The sequence below is a fragment of the Pseudoxanthomonas spadix BD-a59 genome, assembly GCF_000233915.3.
GTDB classification, from domain to species: Bacteria; Pseudomonadota; Gammaproteobacteria; order Xanthomonadales; family Xanthomonadaceae; genus Pseudoxanthomonas_A; species Pseudoxanthomonas_A spadix.
In genome coordinates, this window is sequence record NC_016147.2 from 734,801 (window position 1) to 752,028 (window position 17,228).

General features: G+C 61.8%; 20 protein-coding genes. 2 read left to right on the top strand and 18 right to left on the bottom strand.

Annotated elements, in window-relative coordinates; genetic code table 11:
• Positions 1-59: 59 nt before the first annotated feature.
• The 16 genes from DSC_RS03275 to DSC_RS03350 form a co-directional block, all read right to left on the bottom strand.
• A complete protein-coding gene (locus DSC_RS03275) occupies positions 60-587 on the bottom strand; it encodes an RES family NAD+ phosphorylase (protein WP_014159703.1) in 528 nt (175 codons plus the stop codon).
• The gene (locus DSC_RS03280; protein ID WP_014159704.1) at positions 584-955 is read right to left on the bottom strand and encodes an antitoxin Xre-like helix-turn-helix domain-containing protein; all 372 of its coding nucleotides are present in this window, start codon (positions 953-955) and stop codon (positions 584-586) included. The genes DSC_RS03275 and DSC_RS03280 overlap by 4 nt, the downstream gene beginning before the upstream one ends.
• Positions 956-1,404: 449 nt before the next feature.
• A complete protein-coding gene (locus DSC_RS03285) occupies positions 1,405-2,466 on the bottom strand; it encodes an alcohol dehydrogenase (RefSeq protein WP_014159705.1) in 1,062 nt (353 codons plus the stop codon).
• A 23-nt stretch (positions 2,467-2,489) separates the two neighbouring features.
• Complete coding sequence (locus DSC_RS03290; protein ID WP_014159706.1) at positions 2,490-3,551, bottom strand: 2Fe-2S iron-sulfur cluster-binding protein; 1,062 nt, start codon at positions 3,549-3,551, stop codon at positions 2,490-2,492.
• Between the two features lie 60 nt (positions 3,552-3,611).
• Complete coding sequence (locus tag DSC_RS03295) at positions 3,612-4,598, bottom strand: aromatic/alkene monooxygenase hydroxylase subunit beta (RefSeq protein ID WP_014159707.1); 987 nt, start codon at positions 4,596-4,598, stop codon at positions 3,612-3,614.
• Between the two features lie 54 nt (positions 4,599-4,652).
• Positions 4,653-4,970: an MmoB/DmpM family protein gene (locus DSC_RS03300; protein ID WP_014159708.1), complete on the bottom strand. Its 318-nt coding sequence runs from the start codon at positions 4,968-4,970 to the stop codon at positions 4,653-4,655.
• A 30-nt stretch (positions 4,971-5,000) separates the two neighbouring features.
• Positions 5,001-5,336, bottom strand: a complete 336-nt coding sequence (locus tag DSC_RS03305) for a monooxygenase system ferredoxin subunit (RefSeq protein ID WP_014159709.1) — start codon at positions 5,334-5,336, stop codon at positions 5,001-5,003.
• A gap of 12 nt (positions 5,337-5,348) precedes the next feature.
• Positions 5,349-5,615: a toluene-4-monooxygenase system B family protein gene (locus DSC_RS03310; protein WP_014159710.1), complete on the bottom strand. Its 267-nt coding sequence runs from the start codon at positions 5,613-5,615 to the stop codon at positions 5,349-5,351.
• Between the two features lie 54 nt (positions 5,616-5,669).
• Positions 5,670-7,175 carry an aromatic/alkene/methane monooxygenase hydroxylase/oxygenase subunit alpha gene (locus DSC_RS03315; RefSeq protein ID WP_043290371.1) on the bottom strand — a complete coding sequence of 502 codons (1,506 nt, stop codon included), beginning with the start codon at positions 7,173-7,175 and terminating at the stop codon, positions 5,670-5,672.
• Between the two features lie 246 nt (positions 7,176-7,421).
• Positions 7,422-8,366, bottom strand: a complete 945-nt coding sequence (locus tag DSC_RS03320; RefSeq protein ID WP_014159712.1) for a catechol 2,3-dioxygenase — start codon at positions 8,364-8,366, stop codon at positions 7,422-7,424.
• Positions 8,367-8,576: 210 nt separating this feature from the next.
• Complete coding sequence (locus DSC_RS03325; RefSeq protein WP_014159713.1) at positions 8,577-9,641, bottom strand: NADH:ubiquinone reductase (Na(+)-transporting) subunit F; 1,065 nt, start codon at positions 9,639-9,641, stop codon at positions 8,577-8,579.
• A gap of 61 nt (positions 9,642-9,702) precedes the next feature.
• Positions 9,703-10,059 carry a phenol hydroxylase subunit P4 gene (locus DSC_RS03330; RefSeq protein ID WP_014159714.1) on the bottom strand — a complete coding sequence of 119 codons (357 nt, stop codon included), beginning with the start codon at positions 10,057-10,059 and terminating at the stop codon, positions 9,703-9,705.
• Positions 10,056-11,615, bottom strand: coding sequence for an aromatic/alkene/methane monooxygenase hydroxylase/oxygenase subunit alpha (locus DSC_RS03335; protein ID WP_014159715.1), 1,560 nt, complete (start codon positions 11,613-11,615; stop codon positions 10,056-10,058). The genes DSC_RS03330 and DSC_RS03335 overlap by 4 nt, the downstream gene beginning before the upstream one ends.
• Positions 11,616-11,638: 23 nt before the next feature.
• Positions 11,639-11,908, bottom strand: coding sequence for an MmoB/DmpM family protein (locus DSC_RS03340; protein WP_014159716.1), 270 nt, complete (start codon positions 11,906-11,908; stop codon positions 11,639-11,641).
• Positions 11,909-11,945: 37 nt separating this feature from the next.
• Positions 11,946-12,941, bottom strand: a complete 996-nt coding sequence (locus DSC_RS03345; protein ID WP_014159717.1) for an aromatic/alkene monooxygenase hydroxylase subunit beta — start codon at positions 12,939-12,941, stop codon at positions 11,946-11,948.
• Positions 12,942-12,963: 22 nt separating this feature from the next.
• Positions 12,964-13,170: a phenol hydroxylase subunit gene (locus DSC_RS03350; RefSeq protein WP_014159718.1), complete on the bottom strand. Its 207-nt coding sequence runs from the start codon at positions 13,168-13,170 to the stop codon at positions 12,964-12,966.
• Positions 13,171-13,489: 319 nt separating this feature from the next.
• On the opposite strand from DSC_RS03350, the gene DSC_RS03355 reads away from it, so the two are divergent.
• Complete coding sequence (locus tag DSC_RS03355; RefSeq protein ID WP_014159719.1) at positions 13,490-15,172, top strand: sigma-54-dependent Fis family transcriptional regulator; 1,683 nt, start codon at positions 13,490-13,492, stop codon at positions 15,170-15,172.
• A 200-nt stretch (positions 15,173-15,372) separates the two neighbouring features.
• On the opposite strand, the gene DSC_RS03360 is transcribed toward DSC_RS03355, so the two are convergent.
• On the bottom strand, positions 15,373-15,687 hold the full coding sequence (locus DSC_RS03360) for a type II toxin-antitoxin system RelE/ParE family toxin (RefSeq protein WP_014159720.1): 315 nt from the start codon (positions 15,685-15,687) through the stop codon (positions 15,373-15,375).
• Positions 15,688-15,691: 4 nt separating this feature from the next.
• The gene (locus DSC_RS03365) at positions 15,692-15,952 is read right to left on the bottom strand and encodes a ribbon-helix-helix domain-containing protein (protein ID WP_043290372.1); all 261 of its coding nucleotides are present in this window, start codon (positions 15,950-15,952) and stop codon (positions 15,692-15,694) included.
• Positions 15,953-16,164: 212 nt separating this feature from the next.
• Here DSC_RS03365 and rimK point away from each other — a divergent pair, with 212 nt between their 5' ends.
• A complete protein-coding gene (gene rimK, locus DSC_RS03370; protein WP_014159722.1) occupies positions 16,165-17,073 on the top strand; it encodes a 30S ribosomal protein S6--L-glutamate ligase in 909 nt (302 codons plus the stop codon).
• The last annotated feature ends 155 nt before the right edge of the window (positions 17,074-17,228 follow it).

The window sequence follows — 17,228 nt, forward strand, 5'->3', positions numbered from 1 at the left end:
TCCCCTGGGGATAGCTCGGCGGCGGGCCGAAGGGTGGAGCACGAGTCTGCGCGGTGGGGTCAGCGCGTCCAACTGGATTGGTCGCGGGGCAGTCGCCCGTCGGGATCATTGACCTCGACCGAATTGCCATCTCTGAGCCTATCCACGAACACCATGACATTGGTGCCGCCATCGTTCGCCTGGCTGGGGAACAGGATGCCTGTGTGGCCCTGGGCCAGCACCATGTCGCCCAGCACCCAGGTGGGCGGCTCGATGTGAAGGTCGAATTTCAGGTGGCGCCAGTCCTCGCGCCAGTCGTGCCACAGCTCGTCCCAGGGCTCGCCGTGGTGGAGCTGCCGCAGATCGACCAGTCCGCGCAAGTTCGCGGTATACGAGCACATCGTGCAGGGCGGCAGGAAGGGCGAGGTCTGCTGGTACTCGCGTAACGCGGTCACTTCCTCCAGTGATAGATACAGCGCCTCGACGCCTTCTCGATTGAAGCGACCGCCCTTGGCCGCTGCACCGGCACCACTGGTGGGCCGGCTGGCCCACTGTGGAGTGTGCGCACGAAACAGCGTGGCGCCGGGCGGCAGGTCGAGGAGGATCACCCGGTGAACCCTGCACTGATCGACTCCAGGTAGTCGATCGCATCGTCGGTGCGTCCTTCCTGCACCAACTGCAGCAGGGTCTTGTGGTGGAACGCCGGAATGGGTTCGTTCTTGACCATGAAGAACGCACGCGCGGTATCCGGCTGCACCACCGTGGCGGCCGACAGCACGCGCATCAGCTCACGCAGCGCGGCCTGCAGTCGCGGGGATTCGGGATGGGTGCGCAGGGTGTTGCGGTGCACCCCGGCCAGGGTGGCCAGATCCTGGTACTGCAGGCCCAGGGCATCGGCGACGTTCGTGGCGGAAAAGCGGGACGTGCCGGCCTCACGCACCGACTCGAGCACATCTGCGAAAGCGGTAGAGACCATGGCGTTGCTCCCATAGATAAAGAGTACGCGCACATTATATGCATTGTTTACGCATAGTTCCAAGCGGCCTGCCTCCTGCCGGAAGGCTCCCCGTCCCAGTCATCCCATGGGGATAGCTCAGGGAGCGCGCAAGGCTGAACGCAGCCGTGCGAGGCAGGCGCGCGTCACCTCGGGGTCCGCCGGGCGGGAAGCCGGAGGAGACGACGATGGCGCCGTCCCCGCAGCTCGCGGCGCCGGTCCCCTACCTCAGAATCGTTGTCGCCAATGGGAGATTGCTCAGATCTTCCCTACGGGCCGCGAAGAGCTCTGCACTACGCGCGTGTTGCCGTGGGCAAGCCTGGGGCGAGGTGCGCCGCGCATTTGCAAATGGGTGCTCTGAAACGTCGCCGTCAATACATGAATATGGCCAACACCAGCATCGAAAGCGAGCCAGTTGGGGGGGGGGCGCGTCAGGGACGGATCAGCATCTTCATTGCGCCATCGGACTTGCGGTGAAAGGTCGCGTAGGCCTTGTCCACATCCGTGAGCGCAAAGGTGTGCGAGAAGTACGCTTGCGGCTTGATCACGCCAAGCTCCAGCATTCTCAGGCCCTCCCACATGAAGGGCTGCACGTTGGCGAAGCCATTCATGTGCAGCGTGATGTCGCGCAGGAACACGTCGGCCAGGTTGAGGTTGAAGATGCCATCGGTGAATACGCCGATGGCCGCCACCGTTCCCCCGGGGCGCACGATGTCCAGGCACATCTGCAGCGTTTCGGGATAGCCCACCACCTCGATCACCTTGTCGAAGCCGCGTCCACCGCACTGGGCCGTGGCCTGCTCCTTCCAGTCGGTTTGCGATGCGTCGATGGCTGTCGCGCCCTTCGTGCGCGCAAGAGCCAGCCGATGAGGCACCCTGTCGATGACCACCATGCGCCCGGGTCCACGCTGCAGCGCGATGTCCAGCGCCATCATGCCGGTCGGCCCGCAACCCACCAGTGCCACCGACTCCCCGGGCTGAATATCAGCCAGCTTGTTGGCGACGATGGCCGATGGCAGGTTGCACGACAGTGTCAGCGCTGCATCATCGGCAATCTCCCCAGGCACCAGGATGGTGTGGGCATCGGCGTGCGGGATCACCATCGCCTCGGCATGGGTGCCATTCATGTTGCCGAAGGGAACGCCGAAACCGTACACCGCCTTCTGCGTCGTTTCGCAGTGCGCCGTCTGCCCTACCTCACACATGTAGCAATGGCCGCAGGAGCAGGAATAGGCCATGCTCACGCGATCACCCTTGCGAAAGCGCCCGACCGACTTGCCGGCGGCAAGCACTTCACCGATGAGTTCATGGCCGGTTTGCGACTTGCCCTTGTCCATGATCGGGTCGAGCGCACCACGATAGAGGTGCAGGTCGGAGCCGCATATCGAGGTGGCTGTCACCTTGACCAGCAGCTCGTGGTCTTGCTGGATGGTGGCGTCGGGAATGTCGGTGACCCGGATCTGTTCCGGCCCGTAATAGACGGCTGCCTTCATGGTGTCTCCTTCTGGTGAATGTTTCAGAAGAACCGGTCGAAGTGGATCTGCTGGAAGGGGACGCGGTGGGTCACCATCAGCATTTCCTGGATGGCTTGGGTCATGGGCGGTGGCCCCGCGAAATAGAACTCGTGCCGGGCCAGGTCTCCGCCCAGCAACCGTGGCAGCCATTCATGGACGAAGCCCACGTTGCCACTCCAGTCAATGGCCTTGGCGCTGGCGCCATCGGAGACCACGCAGTGGTACACGATGGCATCGCCAAAGCCCGCGAGCTCCTGCAGGAACGGCTCACCGCACAGGTCGCTCGGCGTGCGGCCGCCATAGAAGAAATGTAGTTTCCTGGTGCCGAGCAGGCCAGCCGCCGCCGCTGCCCGCGTGATCGACACCATGGGCGCGAGGCCAGAGCCGCCAGCGATGCAGACAATGTCGCGCGGGTTGTCTTCCCTGAGATAAGCGAGCCCGTATGGACCGTCGATTTCGACTTCGTCGCCGATCTGCAAGGCATGAAACAGCCGGGTCGTGGCCTGCCCCTGGTGTACCTTGCGGATTTGGAAGTGCCACTCTCCCTGCTCATTGGGCAGGTTGGACATGGAGTAAGCCCGCGGCGCATCGACGCCACCGATCACCAGGCTTGCGTACTGCCCCGCAAGAAATTCGGCTGCATTTTCGGTGGCGAAACGGAACTCGCGAATGTCGTGTGTCACATCGGCGGTCGCGATCAATCGCGCGCGGTGGCGCCGCGGCAAAATCCGCGGCACATACTCCGGATCGGTACGCACCTTGATCGCCAGTTCTCCGGTCGCCACGCATTGGCAGGCCAGTTGCCGGCCCTTGCGCCGATCGCGTTCCGTCAGCCCGGGTGCCTCGGGCCAGAGCACGTGCACTTCGCCGCCGACAATGTCGAACTTGCAAGTACCGCAACCGCCCGAATTGCACTCGTACGGAAATCCCAGTCCGGCCCGCAGCGCAGCACGCAACACGGTGTCGCCCCCGGCCTGAACAAAGCAGGTCGGGCTGCCGTCAATATGGATTGCATGACTCAATGTGATGGTGCTCCGCAGGATGTGCGCCGCCACCGCACCCATGGAAGGGTGCGGACGGGCAGTGTGCTGGTCAGTCGCGTTGCCGCAGGGGCACGTGGGGCTTCAGATGCCCAGCGAACCGCGGAACCTGCGCGTGGCGGCCTTCGCGTCGGCAGCGGCATGGGGCATATCCGGCAGGGCAGCACAGAACTTCTCGATGGCAACGTCCGCCAACGGCTCCCATTTGGAGATCCAGCCTCTGAGAACTTCAGCATTGCCTTCGGTCTCCAGCGCCATTTTTACCAGGGCTGAAGCCCAGCGGCGGTGGCGTTCGGCATCAAGCAACTCGGCGTCTGTCAACATGCCCAGCAGCGTGTCGCCATTGTGGCGCCCTGACTCGCCGAGCTTGCGGAGTACGGCCTCCTCGATGGCCGGCTTGGCGACCAGGTTCAGCGCCACAAAAGCTTCGGCCCAGTCCCAGGTCACAAGAACATTTTCCATCAATTCCCGCAAGCCCTGCCATACTGCATCGGTTTCCCAGTAATCGCGCTCTTCGGCAGCAAAACCCTTGTCGGGGAAAGTCAGCGAAAGTTCCCTGGTGCGGTACGCGGTGTGACTTAACCAGCGGAATGAATCTGCCATCTGGAAATAATTGCAGTTGGTGATGGTGCTGGATGGCGCCATCTGACCGACGTAGGCTGAAGCCATCTGCACCGTGTGAAACAGGTAGCGTGCCGGCGTGTACATCCGCGCCAGCGTCCCGGCCCAGCGCGGGGCAAGCGACTTGTCATGTTCACGGGTGTTGAACTGATCAAACAGCCCGAAGACATAGTTCTCCTGGCCGTCCTGCATCATGTTGTAGCTGCGGTAAACCACCTCATCCGGATCGCGAAAGGCATTCCAGTCGTCATGCCTGAGCGGGCTGCCAAAAGTATTTTTCTTGACCCATCGATTCATGGGCATATCGGGATCGAGCTCATACGGCGCGTTGGCGTCGCGGTTGTTGTAATGCAGGTTGGCGCTGACGATCTCGTATTCGCTCGGTTTGCGGCGGCGTGCTGCCAAATGACTCCAGGTCTTGAGCGGCTTCAATACTTGAACTTCTGACATGATCTGTCTCCGGTATGGATTGGTTGTTGCCGGGGCATCGGCCAGGGCTGCATTTCAGACGTGTTTGGTGAAGTAAAATCGCACCCGGTCAGGCAGCGTCTCGATCCGTCCGGCGAAGGAGCTCAGATCGACTTCCAGGTCGTTCATCTTGAACGGACGCCCCAGCGCGCGCTCAATCGTCTCCCGCTTCAAAACCAACTCGTCATCGGTGTCGATGCGCAGGTAGGCGCGTTTGTCGTCGACCCGTATCTCCCGGTCCGGATTGTCTTCCCTGGCCGCCTCGACCACGGCCATGGCCAGCTCCCCCGCTCGCATCACCGGGCCGACCCGGTTGTTGCCATGTTTGCTGACAATTGCATTGGCATCGCTCATTACTGTCTCCTCGTTTTTTATGCACCCATTTCAGGTATGTGCAAACAAGGGCTCGACACCCTCGGTTTGCACCAGAATATCCTCGCCCTCGACCCTGATCGGGTACTCGGCCAACGCGCAGTCGGAGGGGTTGATACCCTTGCCCGAACAGGCATCGAACTGCCAAAGGTGTGCCCGGCAGATCACCGTCTTGCCGTCGAACTTGCCTTCGGCCAAGGGAATATCCTGATGCGGACACATCCCCTGGAATGCCTTGATCACGCCGCCCTCGGCGCACACCAGCAAGATCTCTTGCCCGTCGACCTCGAATGACCCCATTTCACCTTCCCAGAGGTCGTCGATGGCGCACACTTTCTTGAATGTCATGCGTGTGGTTCCTCAATGTCTTGGGGCTTCCCAGATGATCTCGATGGTTTCGGTAGGCTTGAAGCCCGCTTCCGCTACCTTCATGGTGCGCGGTAGAAAATCCTCGCTGCCCTGCTTGCGCACACGAAGAATCTGCCCCGGTCGCGCCTTGACGCGCCGGCCCACCGAATGATGGGCGGCAGCCGCCGCTACCTCATCCATGGTGTTCTCGGTATCGACCGGCAGCAGTTGCAGCACGAAGTCGCCTTCAAAATTCGAACTCAGGGGGAACAAAGCCATTTTCGTCTCCGGTATCAGGTCAATCGTTGAGTCGGCAGTCAGCGCCGACGCGTTTCAGCTGGCCTTCTTGGCAGCGCGCATTGCTCTGTAGACTTCTGCCCACGCATAGTTGTGCGCGTCGTCGCCAATTTCGCCCGGCGCCAGGCCCATGTAGTTCAAGGCGCCACCCAGGTCCATCGGCTGGATCATGCCGGCCAGGAAGCGGTCGACCAGGCTCAGGTGGCCGGCATACCGTTCCGGTTCCTGTTCGAAGCACCACCGATCCTGCTCGGAACCGAAGTGGTACAGGCGGCCCTTGTATTCGAGCGGGAAGTCCCTGACGTTCCACTTGTTGCCCGGCGTGTTGTTGATAGGCAGGTTGCACATGTTGCAGATCATGGGCAGCGTCTCGGGATAGGTCATGGCCATGTTGCCGTCGACCACGTTGTCGATGATCACGTCCCAGCACTGGCCCCAAGTGTCGTTCCAGCCGGGATACTTTTCTTCCAGCCAGTCGCGCTCGGTCGGCGTGACGCCCGCTGCCGGATTCCACCAAACGGTGGGTCGCCAGAACCAGACGCCAAGATGCATGCCATGGTGTGTCTGACTCAGCTCTTCCAGGAAGTGATCCCAATACCAGGGCAGATCCAGTCCGAGATCGGTCAGAGCGCGCTCGAACTGAGCCACGATCCACTCTTCCATGAACTCCTTGAACGACTGCTTGCGATGCTCCAGCGGCGTGTAGTAGTCCATCATCGGACCGGTCAGGACCGCGAACAACTTCCAGGCACGCCAGAAAGCGATGTCCACTTTCTTCTGGGCCGTGGCCTTCTGGCCATTTGCGATCAGCACCTGCAAGGCCGGACCACCGATCTGGGCGTGCCGAGACTCATCGGTCTGGATGCTGGAAATCAGACTGGCAAATGTGTGGTCACCCGCCTCGGCGGCGTCTGCCGCAAGGCCAAGAAACTGCATGTTGGTGAAGCCCGTCTCAAAGCTGAAAGTCAGCATGATCGACACACTGATGGCATCGCGCGTCATCATAATGTCGTCAAAGAAATGACGCGATGCGATCATGGCCCACTCGTTGGTATCGATGGACTTGTGCGCCCAATCCATTTGCCGGTCTTTCGACACATGCTCGTGCGGGAAGTAGAGTTGGATCTGCCCGTGGCGGATTTCGTCCAGGCAACCAAGGGTTGCCATGTTGCGCATGCCCGGTGCCTTGGAAAAGCGCATCATGCGCGCCTCGGCGCTGGCCGCTGCATATTCAAGTCTCGGAAACGCCCCATAGTGGGCCTTGATCACCGACTTCCAGCCCGGATCCGAGTTCTCGAAAATTTTGGAGCGCTCCAGCGCTGCCTTGACAGAGTAAGCCCCTGCGTCTTTCTCGCGCTGGATCTTGACGTACTCGGGATAGGTTTGTTTGTACGGCTCATCGTACTTTTCCCATGCCTCCTGGGGCAGGCCATAGTCACCAGCCATTTCCAGCGGGAAGAGTTGCAGATCCGTCACGTATTTTGGCGACCAGTTGGTCGTCCTGGCGATGTCATACCAGTCCATTCTATTAAGTAAAGCCATTTTCGTTCTCCTCTTCATTTAGAAATCGAGGCTAAATGCCCCCCCGTCTTGCAAACCAACCAGGCATTTACCTGCCCGGTGCTTTGGTACTGGGTCCAGCAAACGTCGACCACACCTACATTGGCCACCAGCCCGTTTTCCTGGGCGCGGGGCAAGGCTCGGCAGGTAACTCCCTGCACCCCCTGCCAGGGGATGGCGGCTTGCACCACACTGTGTTCGCACGAGTTCATGGCCGGCCGCCGTTGCTCAGGTGTAGACCTCGGTGAAGGAATCCACCATCTCGCCGGTGTGATAAAAAATCCCGCTGCCGATATGGGACTCGTCCCACGTCGTGACCGGGCGGTCGCGCTGCGCCAGATAGCCCAAGCCAGCGAAGGTTTCGTTGCGGTTGCCGCTCGGGTCGAAGAAGTAGATCGTCTCGCCGCGGGTGATGCCATGGCGCGTGGGTGACACGTCGATGCGGGTCCTGGTCTTGGCCATCACGTCGGCGGACTTCAGGATGTCATGCCATGAGTCAAGGAAAAAGGCGATGTGATGCAGCCCCATGCGCGGCCCGCCGACAAACGCAAGGTCGTGCGGCGTGGTGGTGCGTGCCAGCCAGGCGGCGGCCTGAATGGCACCGCCTGGCCCAACCGTGATCTGTTCGGTGAGAAAGAAGTCAAGCACCTCGCTCACGAACCTGGTGTTCTCGGCCACCTTGTTCACGCCAGTCTCGGGGTTGAGCTCGCACATCAGCAGGCAATGGTCCAGCCAGTGCGCGCCAGCGCCCTTGAGGGCGTCGGGCCAGGGGTCGGGGTTGGTGATGCCGACCTCGGTGCCGACGTACTCCTTCATCGCATACAGCCGCATCTCATGGCCACTTGGCAGGTTGAACTGCAGCATGCGACCTGTGGACGGCAGCGTGCCCTCGGCCAGAGCCGTGGTCTGGATGCCGTAGGCTTCGATCTTGTTTTGCAGCTCGTCGAGGTCGCTGTCTTTTTCGACCTTGTAGGCCACATGGTTCAGGCCCGCCTGATCCGACGGCGTGAGAATCAGCGAGTACCTGTCCCACTCGTCCCAGCATTTGAGGTACACGTTGCCCTGCTTGTCCTCCATGGTTTTTTTCATGCCCAGCACATTTTCATAGTGCTTGACAGCGGCCCCCATTTCCATCACTCGCAGACTGACATGGCCGATCCGCATAATGCCCATTGTGGTCTCCTTCTGGTTGAGAAATCAGGCTTCGCCACGGCGGCAAATCCTTTCTCTTGATTCATTTGCAAATGGGCCTGCCAACCCCAGCCCGATGGTGGTGACAGGAGAAAAACGCTCTGTTGGCTGGCGCACGGAAAGTCTCGCCGGTTGGCGCGACATGCGCGCTGACGTTTTCGGAAGGTGTCGAGGAACATTCGCTTGCGCTCCTCATACCCGCTTGAACAGCGGGCTGCGCTGCTGACCGGTATCGGCCGCCGAAAGAAATTTCTCGGTGTAGATATCACGCTCATACAGCCGCCCCTGCATCAAGGTGGCGATGCAGGCCTCGATCATCGCTGGCGGGCCACACAGATAGGCTTTGTTGCCGGAGAAGTTCCCCGCGAAATGGGTCTTGGCTACCTCATGCACGAAGCCACGGGCGCCAGCCCAGGTACTGCCTTCACCCTCGTTGGACAGCGCGGGCACATAGGTGAAATCGGGATGCTCCGCGGCCAGTGCGCGAAACTCGGCGTCGTAATAAAGCTCCTCGGCGGCGCGCTGGCCATAGATCAGCGTGATGGGCGGCGTACTGCCGGCATCCAACAGATCCAGAATCATCGAGCGCGGGCTTGACAAACCAGAACCGCCGGCCATGAAAATCACGGGAGACGTTGCTGACTTGCGTACGAAGAAGCGCCCATATGGACCGGAGATGAGCAGGTGGTCGCCGGCCTTCAACTGCTGGTGCAGCCAGGTGGTGCCAGCGCCATCGTTGACGATGCGCACGTTGAGTTCGATTTCGCCGGTGGCTTTCACCTGGGCAGGCGAGTTGGCGATCGAAAAGGCCCGGGCGCCTTGAACGCCAGGGATCACCACCTGCACGTACTGGCCAGCCTGAAAATGCAGCGGTTTGTCGAGCTTAAGGAAAATCCCCTTGATCGTGGGTGTCAGGTTCTCGATGCGCGACACCACACAGTCGAAGTCGCGCACCGGGATGATTTCGGCGTCGGGCTCCTCATCGATGTCGGCCTCGATCGTGGCATCGCTTGCTAGCGTGGCGCAGCAGGCCAGCGTCTTGCCGGCATCGCGTTCGAAGTCCATCAGTGCGAACGGGTTGGCATGGCCATGATCCACCTCACCGTCACTCACCTGCACCTTGCAGGTGCCGCACAGGCCGTGGCCGCAGGCATGCGGAATGTAAATTCCCTGGCGTAATGCAGCATCCAGCAAGGTCTGGCCTTCTTCCACCTCGATGGTTGCACCCAGCGGCTCAATGGTCAGCTGATAACTCATGGTTGATTCATTTTTTTATCGGCCCCGGACAGTGAAGCGGGCGCGGTGCCGCGCCCGATACTCAACTGCAGGAGCCGCTGATGCCGGTCAGGCCGGGGGTGCGAAAGCGGATCACATCCTTGTGCTTCAGACCGTTGTCGGCCAGCGACTTGGCGGGGTCGGGCTTCCAGGGCTCGCCGGACTTGAACCATTCGACTTTTGCCCAATCGATCCTGGCAAAGTCCGGGTGGTAGCCATAGGTGCCTGGCAGCACCGCCGTGCAGAGCGCCCCAAACGGCGTGTCCGGCGGCAGGGGCAGCGCGACCGGCGTGCCAAACATCAGGTGGTCTTCCCAGCCGATGAACAGCAAAGGCGCGGGGAAGTTTTCCTGCACGTCCTTGGCGGGGAACGCATAGGGTTTGAGGGCGACGACGCTCATTTCTTCGCTCCTTGCACCGGATCACCGCGCCAGGCGGCAAAGTTTCTCTGGTCTTCAGAGCCTTCGAAGTCGAAGTTGTCGCGGCCGACGTTCAAGTTGTAGTAGTCGAACACGGCCAACAGCGGATCAAACCCCTCCCTAGTCGGGTCGACATCGGGCTTGAAGCAGTTGCCTTGGTAGATCTGCTGCACAGGCAGCCAGGCCTGCACATACTTTTCGGGCTCGTTATCGAAGATTTCCTTGCAGTGGTCACTGCAGAAGTGGTACTTGTCGCCCTGGTAGTCGGACTCCCGGTAGGCGATCTTGGTGGCGTCACCAGGCTCGGTGAAGATCATCGGAATCTGGCAGGTCTGGCAGAGCATGGGCAGCGTCTTCTGGTAGAAGCGGTTGCCTTTTTCGGCCTGCTCGCGCCAGTAGTTCCAGCGCGGCCGGTAGTACTTGTCGAAGGTCTCGGGGTACTTCTCCGACAGCCAGGCCATCTCCTCTTCCTCGGGTACCCAGGTGTGAAATGCAGCGGCAGCGCCGTAGTTGTAGAACACGGCATAGGTCTGGTGGCTGATGTGGTCCTTGCCTTCGCAAGCCTGCACCCAGCCCTTGGGTTTGCGGATGCCGTAGCGCGCCAAGTCCTTGAACAGCGCCTCGCCGTTTTCCTCGACATACATTTCCCAGCTCTCGCGCCAGCTCATCACGCGCTTGGGCAACATGTAGTCTTGCATCATGGCCACAATGGACAGCAGGCGGTAGCCGCGCCAGAACCATTTGTCGATCCAGTCCTGCACGATCGGCACGTTGTCGGGGTCCTGCTCGAGCATGAACTTGATGCACTCGATGCCGAGCGTCATGTGGCGCGACTCATCGCTCTGGGCGCTGAAGCCGAAGGTGACGGTCGACATGTCGCCGTTGTGGGCCGCACCCGACATGAAGGGCACGAACAACAGGTTGGTCAGCACGTACTCGAACGAGAAGCTCACCGCGGTCAGGAACTCAAACGGGCCCCCGGTGTAGGCGTCCTCAAAGAACGACTTCGGCACTGACAGGTACCACACACGGTCAAACATGTGCTTGGGGCTGTGCAGGCCGTTGAAGTACTTGTTGTAGTGGCTCAGGGCGTGGGTTTCGGTTTGGTAATGGCGCAGTTCGTCGATCGACTGCATCTGGCAGGCCACGCGCGCGCCGGCACCGGTGAACTGGCGTCCGACGTGGGCAAACCCACGGTAGGCGTAGTACTCCAGCGGAGTCACGCCAGTGAGGAAAAGCTTGAGTGCACTGACATAACGCGCGTCGGTCACGCCGAGCTGTCCATTGTTTTGTGCAAACGCCTCGATCACGGCATAGAGCTTTTTTTCCTTTTCGCCCTGGTATTTCCAGTAGGCGTCCATCGTCAGGCGGAACGGGTCCTCCCATTTGTCCCAATCGTGGATCTTGATGCCCTCGTATTTATCGTAAGGGAAAACCTTGTCCATGGGCTGATAGGTGGTGTCCCAGTGCAGTCCGCGCGTCATGGCGGCATAGCGTTCTTTCAGGCCAAGTTTCTTTTTGATAACAGGGGTTTCCATGTTTGCTCCTTGTGTCGTTTGCATCAATGCTTCCAGCTCAGCGAGAGCTGGTCGTCGTCTTCGTCGATGTGTCCCGACAAGGTGACGAGATTGACGTGGATCTGCTGGAGATTGAAAGGTCGCCCGATCAGTTCTTCAATGGTTTCGCGGCGGATCACCAGGCTGCCGGGGGCGTCGATCTTGACCAGGCCGGTGGGGTAGCTGGCCTTCGCAGCGGCGTTATCGGCCATTATCGCCTCGATGATGGGGCGCGAATCTTCGTTGTCCTGAAAGGCAATGAATACGTTGGACATGCAGGTGCCTCGGTGAGTGAATGAGAGCGTTGGTTGCTCAGGCGATGAGTCCGGCTTTCTTGCAGCGCAGGTCCAGCGCGTCGCGCGCCTCCTGCATTGCGACCACGCCAGTGCCACCGAGCGCCAACTCGGCCACCGGGCCCAGGGCGGCATGGGCACGTTCGGCCCAGGTGGTGAGCCAGGCCAGGATCAGCTGGCGGTTGTCGTCGGATTCAGCCGCAGCCACCTTGACCACCGCGTCAATCCAGCGCGCGCTCTCGGTGTGCCACTCAGGCATGAAGGCGGTCAGCATCGACACCGCGGTGCCGCCCTGCAGGGCGATGTAGTCATCGACGAAGTTGCCGTAAATCATCGGGTAGAGCTGACCGTCAAGCGCCAGGTTTTGCGCAATGAACAACTCAAACGGATCCTGCAGTACCAGCGTGTCTTCGACATAGCGGCGCAGCGGCTGCCAGCAGGCGGCATTGAGCCAGTCGTTTTTTCCGGCATCCAGAATCGCCGGCTCATCCAGCGCCAGACCCAGCCGGGTGATCAGCTGCGCCACGCCCAGGTGATCCATGGCATGGAACATGGCAGGTGCAGTGAACGGCGTGCCGTAACCGTAGGCAGCGATCGCGCTGTTGTTCATGTTGCCGCCCCATGCCACATGACGCAGCGGCATCAGGACCTCACAGGCCTTCTTGCGCACCGTGTCCGACATCTTGGCGGCCAGGTCGCGGGATTGCACGAAGTCATAGCTCGACTCTATTGCGTCCTGCTGGCGCGCCCGAGCCATGGTCCAGGTGCCGTAGTAGTACTGGCGTGGGTCGCGCAGCATATTCCAGTCGGCCAGCTTGACCTTCGTCCGCGACTTGTCAAAGAGCTCGTGCTCAGGGTCCCAGGTGGGACGGTAATGAAAATTGTCGGTCGGCTGGGTGTCGAGCGTGGCCTCCTGGTAGCGCGAGGCGGGCTTTCCATCGCCCACGTACTTGGCGACGTGCGCATAGGTATTGCGCAGCGGCTGGATTTGGCGGGTGTGCAGTTCAACTGTCATGGGTCCTCCCTTGGTAACGGTTTCAGGTATCCAGGCGTTGTACCTGTTCGCGAGCACAGAACTCGGCGAACGCCTGTGCGGGCAGCATCAACTCGACAAACAGCTCGGGCCAGCCGATGGAGAGCTCGAATGTGATCAGCCCGTCTTCGCGAATCGCAAGCACGCGAACGAACTTGCGCAGCAGGAGCGCTTCGCCGGATCCGGAAGGTGCATCTGGAATCGTTGTCATGGTGACCGTCGGGCAATGCTGCAGGAAAGGTGGTTGCTGTAATCGCAATGTTCATGCCAAATGGAGCAGGCACTGATAATCTTCCATTTCTCCCGGGTGTCCATTCCCCAAAGGTCTTGAAATTCATGTTTTTTTCAGCCCCTTCGAACACGTCGATTCGCATTTACTGATAATGCCGCGGTGCAGCATGTTTATTTCAGCGACCCTCTTTCGGCCATGATTTATGATTTGAGGAACTTTCATGATTCTTCGCCACCTTGGCGGGTGCCCGAGAGTGGATCCTTCAGTCGACTGACCAGAAAAATATCGATAATTGACAATGAGCATTTCCAAAGTTCCACCCCTGCCAAACGATGCCGACCTGCGCCGGCTGGTCCAGTTTTCGGCCGGCGACGGGCGTATCTGGCTGGCCGGGCAGCGCATGCTGCTGTTGCATGCGGCTTCCCTGGCATCGCTGCGGCGCGAATTGCTGAGCACGATCGGCCGCGAGCAAACGCGCCGCCTGTTGATGCGCGCCGGCTATGCCGCCGGCCAGCGGGACGCGGACCTGGCACGCCAGATGCGGCCGGAGTCCAGCCTCTTCGCTGCCTTTGCGGTCGGGCCGCAGTTGCACATGCTCGAAGGCGCGGTCCAGGTCACGCCGGAACGCTTCGAATACGACGCCCACGCACCTCACTATCTGGGGATCTACCGGTGGAACCATTCATGGGAAGTGGAAACGCATGTGCGCGACTTTGGACCCCAGGACGAGCCGGTGTGCTGGATGCTGCTGGGCTACGCATCGGGCTACACCAGCGGCTTCTTTGGCCGCCCTGTGCTGTACAAGGAGTTGGCCTGCCAGGCCTGCGGCGGTGATCATTGCCTGATCGAGGGGCGCCTGGCCGAAGAGTGGCCGGATGCCGAGGTGTTGGCTCGCGACTACGACCCCGACTCGATGCTGGTGCGCATTGACGAATTGCATTCCAAGGTCGAGGTGTTGCGAACACAGCTGCAGACCACTGATGACACGGAGTCCCTGATTGGCCAGTCAAGCGCCTTCCGGGCGGCTGACGAGTTGTTGCGCAAGGCCGCCGCCACTCAGGTGACGGTGTTGCTGACAGGTGAGACCGGGGTGGGCAAGGAGCGGTTCGCTCGGGCCCTGCATGCGAATAGTCTGCGGGCAGACAAGCCCTTTATTGCGATCAATTGCGCCGCACTGCCGGGCGAGTTGCTGGAGAGCGAGCTCTTCGGCGCCGAAAAAGGGGCGTTCACCGGCGCGCTGGCAGCCCGTCCAGGCCGCTTCGAGCGCGCTGATGGTGGTACGTTGCTTCTTGACGAGTTGGGCGATATGCCGTTGGCCGCGCAGGCCAAACTGCTGCGCGTGCTGCAGAGCGGAGAGGTCGAACGCCTCGGCGGCACCCAGGTGCGCAAGGTCGACGTGCGCATTGTCGCTGCAACCAACGTCGATCTGGAAGCAGCGGTGACCGCGGGGCGTTTCCGCCGCGATCTTTTCTATCGCTTGAACGTGTATCCGATCCGTATCCCGCCCTTGCGTGAACGGGTGGACGACATCGAACCGCTGGCGCACCACCTGCTGCAGCGTTTCATGGCGCTGCATGACAAACGGGTGTCTGGTTTCACCGACCGCGCGCTGGACGCCATGCGCCACCATCCGTGGCCGGGCAATGTACGTGAACTGGAGAACCTCATCGAACGCGGGGTCATCCTTGCGAGCCATGGCTGCCCTATTGACGTGCCACAGCTCTTTCCGTCGCTTCCGGAGACATCGTCCTTGACCTTGTCCACCAATGGCCAGATCAAGCGCCCTGTGGCAAGCGCAAGTGGCGCCATGTACGAGGAGATGAAGCGGCACGACCTGAGTCTGGAGGAGCTCGAAGAAGCGCTACTCCACGAAGCCGTGCAGCGCCATGGGGGAAACCTGGCGGCGGCCGCCCGCGCCCTGGGGCTTACCCGTGCACAACTGAGCTACCGTTTGTCGCGGCAACGCGGGAGCCACCGATGAACTGCCCTGGATCTCGCGGTCGCCCGCTGCCGCGATCATCACCGCCAGTCTCCGCGACATTGCACCGGACCGCAGGACCAGCAGAGGATCATCGGCCGGCAGGGCCAGATCACCCGCCCACGGGGGCAGGGCCAGCCGGAACAGGCTGGCGCCGCGGTGACTGATGACCCCGACTCGCACCTCGCCCCGACGCGGCGGGCTCATGAACCGAAATCGTCCCGGAATCGGTCGATCTGGTGCATCCGCTCGTGCAGGATGGTCACGATGCCGATGTCGCCATTGGAGAGCCGGCGCCAGTAGACGAAGTGCCGTTCGTAGCGGTAGAAGTAGCCTTCGATGCCGAAATCGGCGGGAATGGGCCTAGACGATGTCCGGTGCGTCTGGATGCCGTCGAAGGCCTCGAACAGGCCGGTGATGTAGCGGTCGGCATGTTCGGTGCCCCAGCGATCGCGCGTGTAGCGGTAGATCTGGTCGAGCCGCCAGGACGCCGCCTCCTGGACCAGGACCTTGGCCACGCAGTCAGCCTCGGTTGCGCGCGATCACGTCGGCGGCAGTCAGGGGACGGTACGAGGTCTCCGGGGCGGCAAAGGCATGGGCCAGCTCGGCCTTCAGCCGGTCGAAGGCTTCCTGCTCCTTGCGTTGCTTGTCGCGGCGGATCAGGTCGCGCATGTATTCGCTGACGTTCTCGTAGTCGCCATGCTCGCCCACGTTGGCGGCGACGAAATCGCTGAGCGGTCCGCTGAGGCGAACCGTCATGGTCGTGGTCGTTGTCCGGGACATGGCTGGCTCCTGTTGCCGTTATCGTATTCAATATATTCAAGAACGAATACGCAGACAAGCGTCCGGCAGCCGCTTCTGTGGCCGGTGCGCGCCGATGTCAGGCGAAAAAGGAGCGCGCGCCGCGCGCCGATCCGGGCGCCCTGGCCTGCAGCGGAACGGTGAACGGCGCGTGTCATGCTAGGCGCCGTGGTTCTTCCTGCAAAAGCGGCGGCATGAAACTGGCGATCCTTTCGCGCAACCCCCGGCTGTATTCGACCCGGCGGCTGGTCGAGGCCGGGCGCCAGCGCGGGCACGTGGTGCGGGTGCTGGATCCGCTGCGCTGCTACATGCGCATCGACGCCGGGCGCTTCGACCTGCGCTACAAGGGCAGGACGTTGTCCGGCTTCGACGCGGTGATCCCGCGCATCGGCGCGTCGGTGACCCGCTATGGCACCGCGGTGCTGCGCCAGTTCGAATTGATGGGCTGCCACACGCCCAATCCTTCCGATGCGATCCTGCGCGCGCGTGACAAGCTGCGTGCGCACCAGCTGCTGGCGGCCCATGGCATCGACCTGCCGGCCACGGTGTTCGGCGACAACCCCGACGACACCGCCGACCTGCTGGCGCTGCTGGGCGCACCGCCGCACGTGATCAAGCTCAACGAGGGCAGCCAGGGCGCGGGCGTGATGCTGACCGAGAAGCTGTCGGCCTCGCAGTCGGTGGTCGAGGCGCTGCGCGGGCTGTACGCCAGTTTCGTGGTGCAGGAGTTCGTGGAAGAAGCCCAGGGCGCGGACCTGCGCTGCTTCGTGGTCGGCGAGCGGGTGGTGGCGGCCATGCGCCGGCAGGCGCCGGAAGGCGACTTCCGCTCCAACCTGCACCGCGGCGGCCAGGCCGCCGCGGCCACCGCCACCGCCGAGCAAGCCGCCGTGGCGGTGCGCGCGGCGGCCACCCTGGGGCTGGCCGTGGCCGGGGTGGACCTGATCGGCTCGGCGCGCGGCCCGCTGGTGCTGGAAGTGAACTCCACGCCCGGCCTGGAAGGCATCGAACAGGTCTCCGGCGTGGACATCGCCGGGGCGATCGTGGAACTGGTGGCCTGCGGCGCGGTCAATAGGAAGCACAGTGGCCGTCGCGCCGCGCCCTGAACCCCCGGGACGGACATGAACCGCCGTGCAGGGAGCCTCACTGGCGGTGTGACAGAATCGGCCACCTGAATGCGGCCGGCCAGCCCCTGCAAGCCCCGCCGCTTCTCGCTTTGCGAAGACAACCCAAGGTATCCCATGACCCTCATTGCCCCGAT

Coding starts and splice junctions, on each gene's coding strand:
- DSC_RS03340 (WP_014159716.1), bottom strand. CDS start 11,908: ATGTCCAACGTATTCATTGCCTTTCAGGACAACGAAGATTCGCGCCCC.
- DSC_RS03350 (WP_014159718.1), bottom strand. CDS start 13,170: ATGACAACGATTCCAGATGCACCTTCCGGATCCGGCGAAGCGCTCCTG.
- DSC_RS03305 (WP_014159709.1), bottom strand. CDS start 5,336: ATGACATTCAAGAAAGTGTGCGCCATCGACGACCTCTGGGAAGGTGAA.
- DSC_RS03330 (WP_014159714.1), bottom strand. CDS start 10,059: ATGAGCGTCGTCGCCCTCAAACCCTATGCGTTCCCCGCCAAGGACGTG.
- DSC_RS03280 (WP_014159704.1), bottom strand. CDS start 955: ATGGTCTCTACCGCTTTCGCAGATGTGCTCGAGTCGGTGCGTGAGGCC.
- DSC_RS03355 (WP_014159719.1), top strand. CDS start 13,490: ATGAGCATTTCCAAAGTTCCACCCCTGCCAAACGATGCCGACCTGCGC.
- DSC_RS03335 (WP_014159715.1), bottom strand. CDS start 11,615: ATGGAAACCCCTGTTATCAAAAAGAAACTTGGCCTGAAAGAACGCTAT.
- DSC_RS03365 (WP_043290372.1), bottom strand. CDS start 15,952: ATGTCCCGGACAACGACCACGACCATGACGGTTCGCCTCAGCGGACCG.
- DSC_RS03320 (WP_014159712.1), bottom strand. CDS start 8,366: ATGGGCATTATGCGGATCGGCCATGTCAGTCTGCGAGTGATGGAAATG.
- DSC_RS03300 (WP_014159708.1), bottom strand. CDS start 4,970: ATGAGCGATGCCAATGCAATTGTCAGCAAACATGGCAACAACCGGGTC.
- DSC_RS03285 (WP_014159705.1), bottom strand. CDS start 2,466: ATGAAGGCAGCCGTCTATTACGGGCCGGAACAGATCCGGGTCACCGAC.
- DSC_RS03315 (WP_043290371.1), bottom strand. CDS start 7,175: ATGGCTTTACTTAATAGAATGGACTGGTATGACATCGCCAGGACGACC.
- rimK (WP_014159722.1), top strand. CDS start 16,165: ATGAAACTGGCGATCCTTTCGCGCAACCCCCGGCTGTATTCGACCCGG.
- DSC_RS03345 (WP_014159717.1), bottom strand. CDS start 12,941: ATGACAGTTGAACTGCACACCCGCCAAATCCAGCCGCTGCGCAATACC.
- DSC_RS03325 (WP_014159713.1), bottom strand. CDS start 9,641: ATGAGTTATCAGCTGACCATTGAGCCGCTGGGTGCAACCATCGAGGTG.
- DSC_RS03290 (WP_014159706.1), bottom strand. CDS start 3,551: ATGGGTGCGGTGGCGGCGCACATCCTGCGGAGCACCATCACATTGAGT.
- DSC_RS03310 (WP_014159710.1), bottom strand. CDS start 5,615: ATGGCTTTGTTCCCCCTGAGTTCGAATTTTGAAGGCGACTTCGTGCTG.
- DSC_RS03295 (WP_014159707.1), bottom strand. CDS start 4,598: ATGTCAGAAGTTCAAGTATTGAAGCCGCTCAAGACCTGGAGTCATTTG.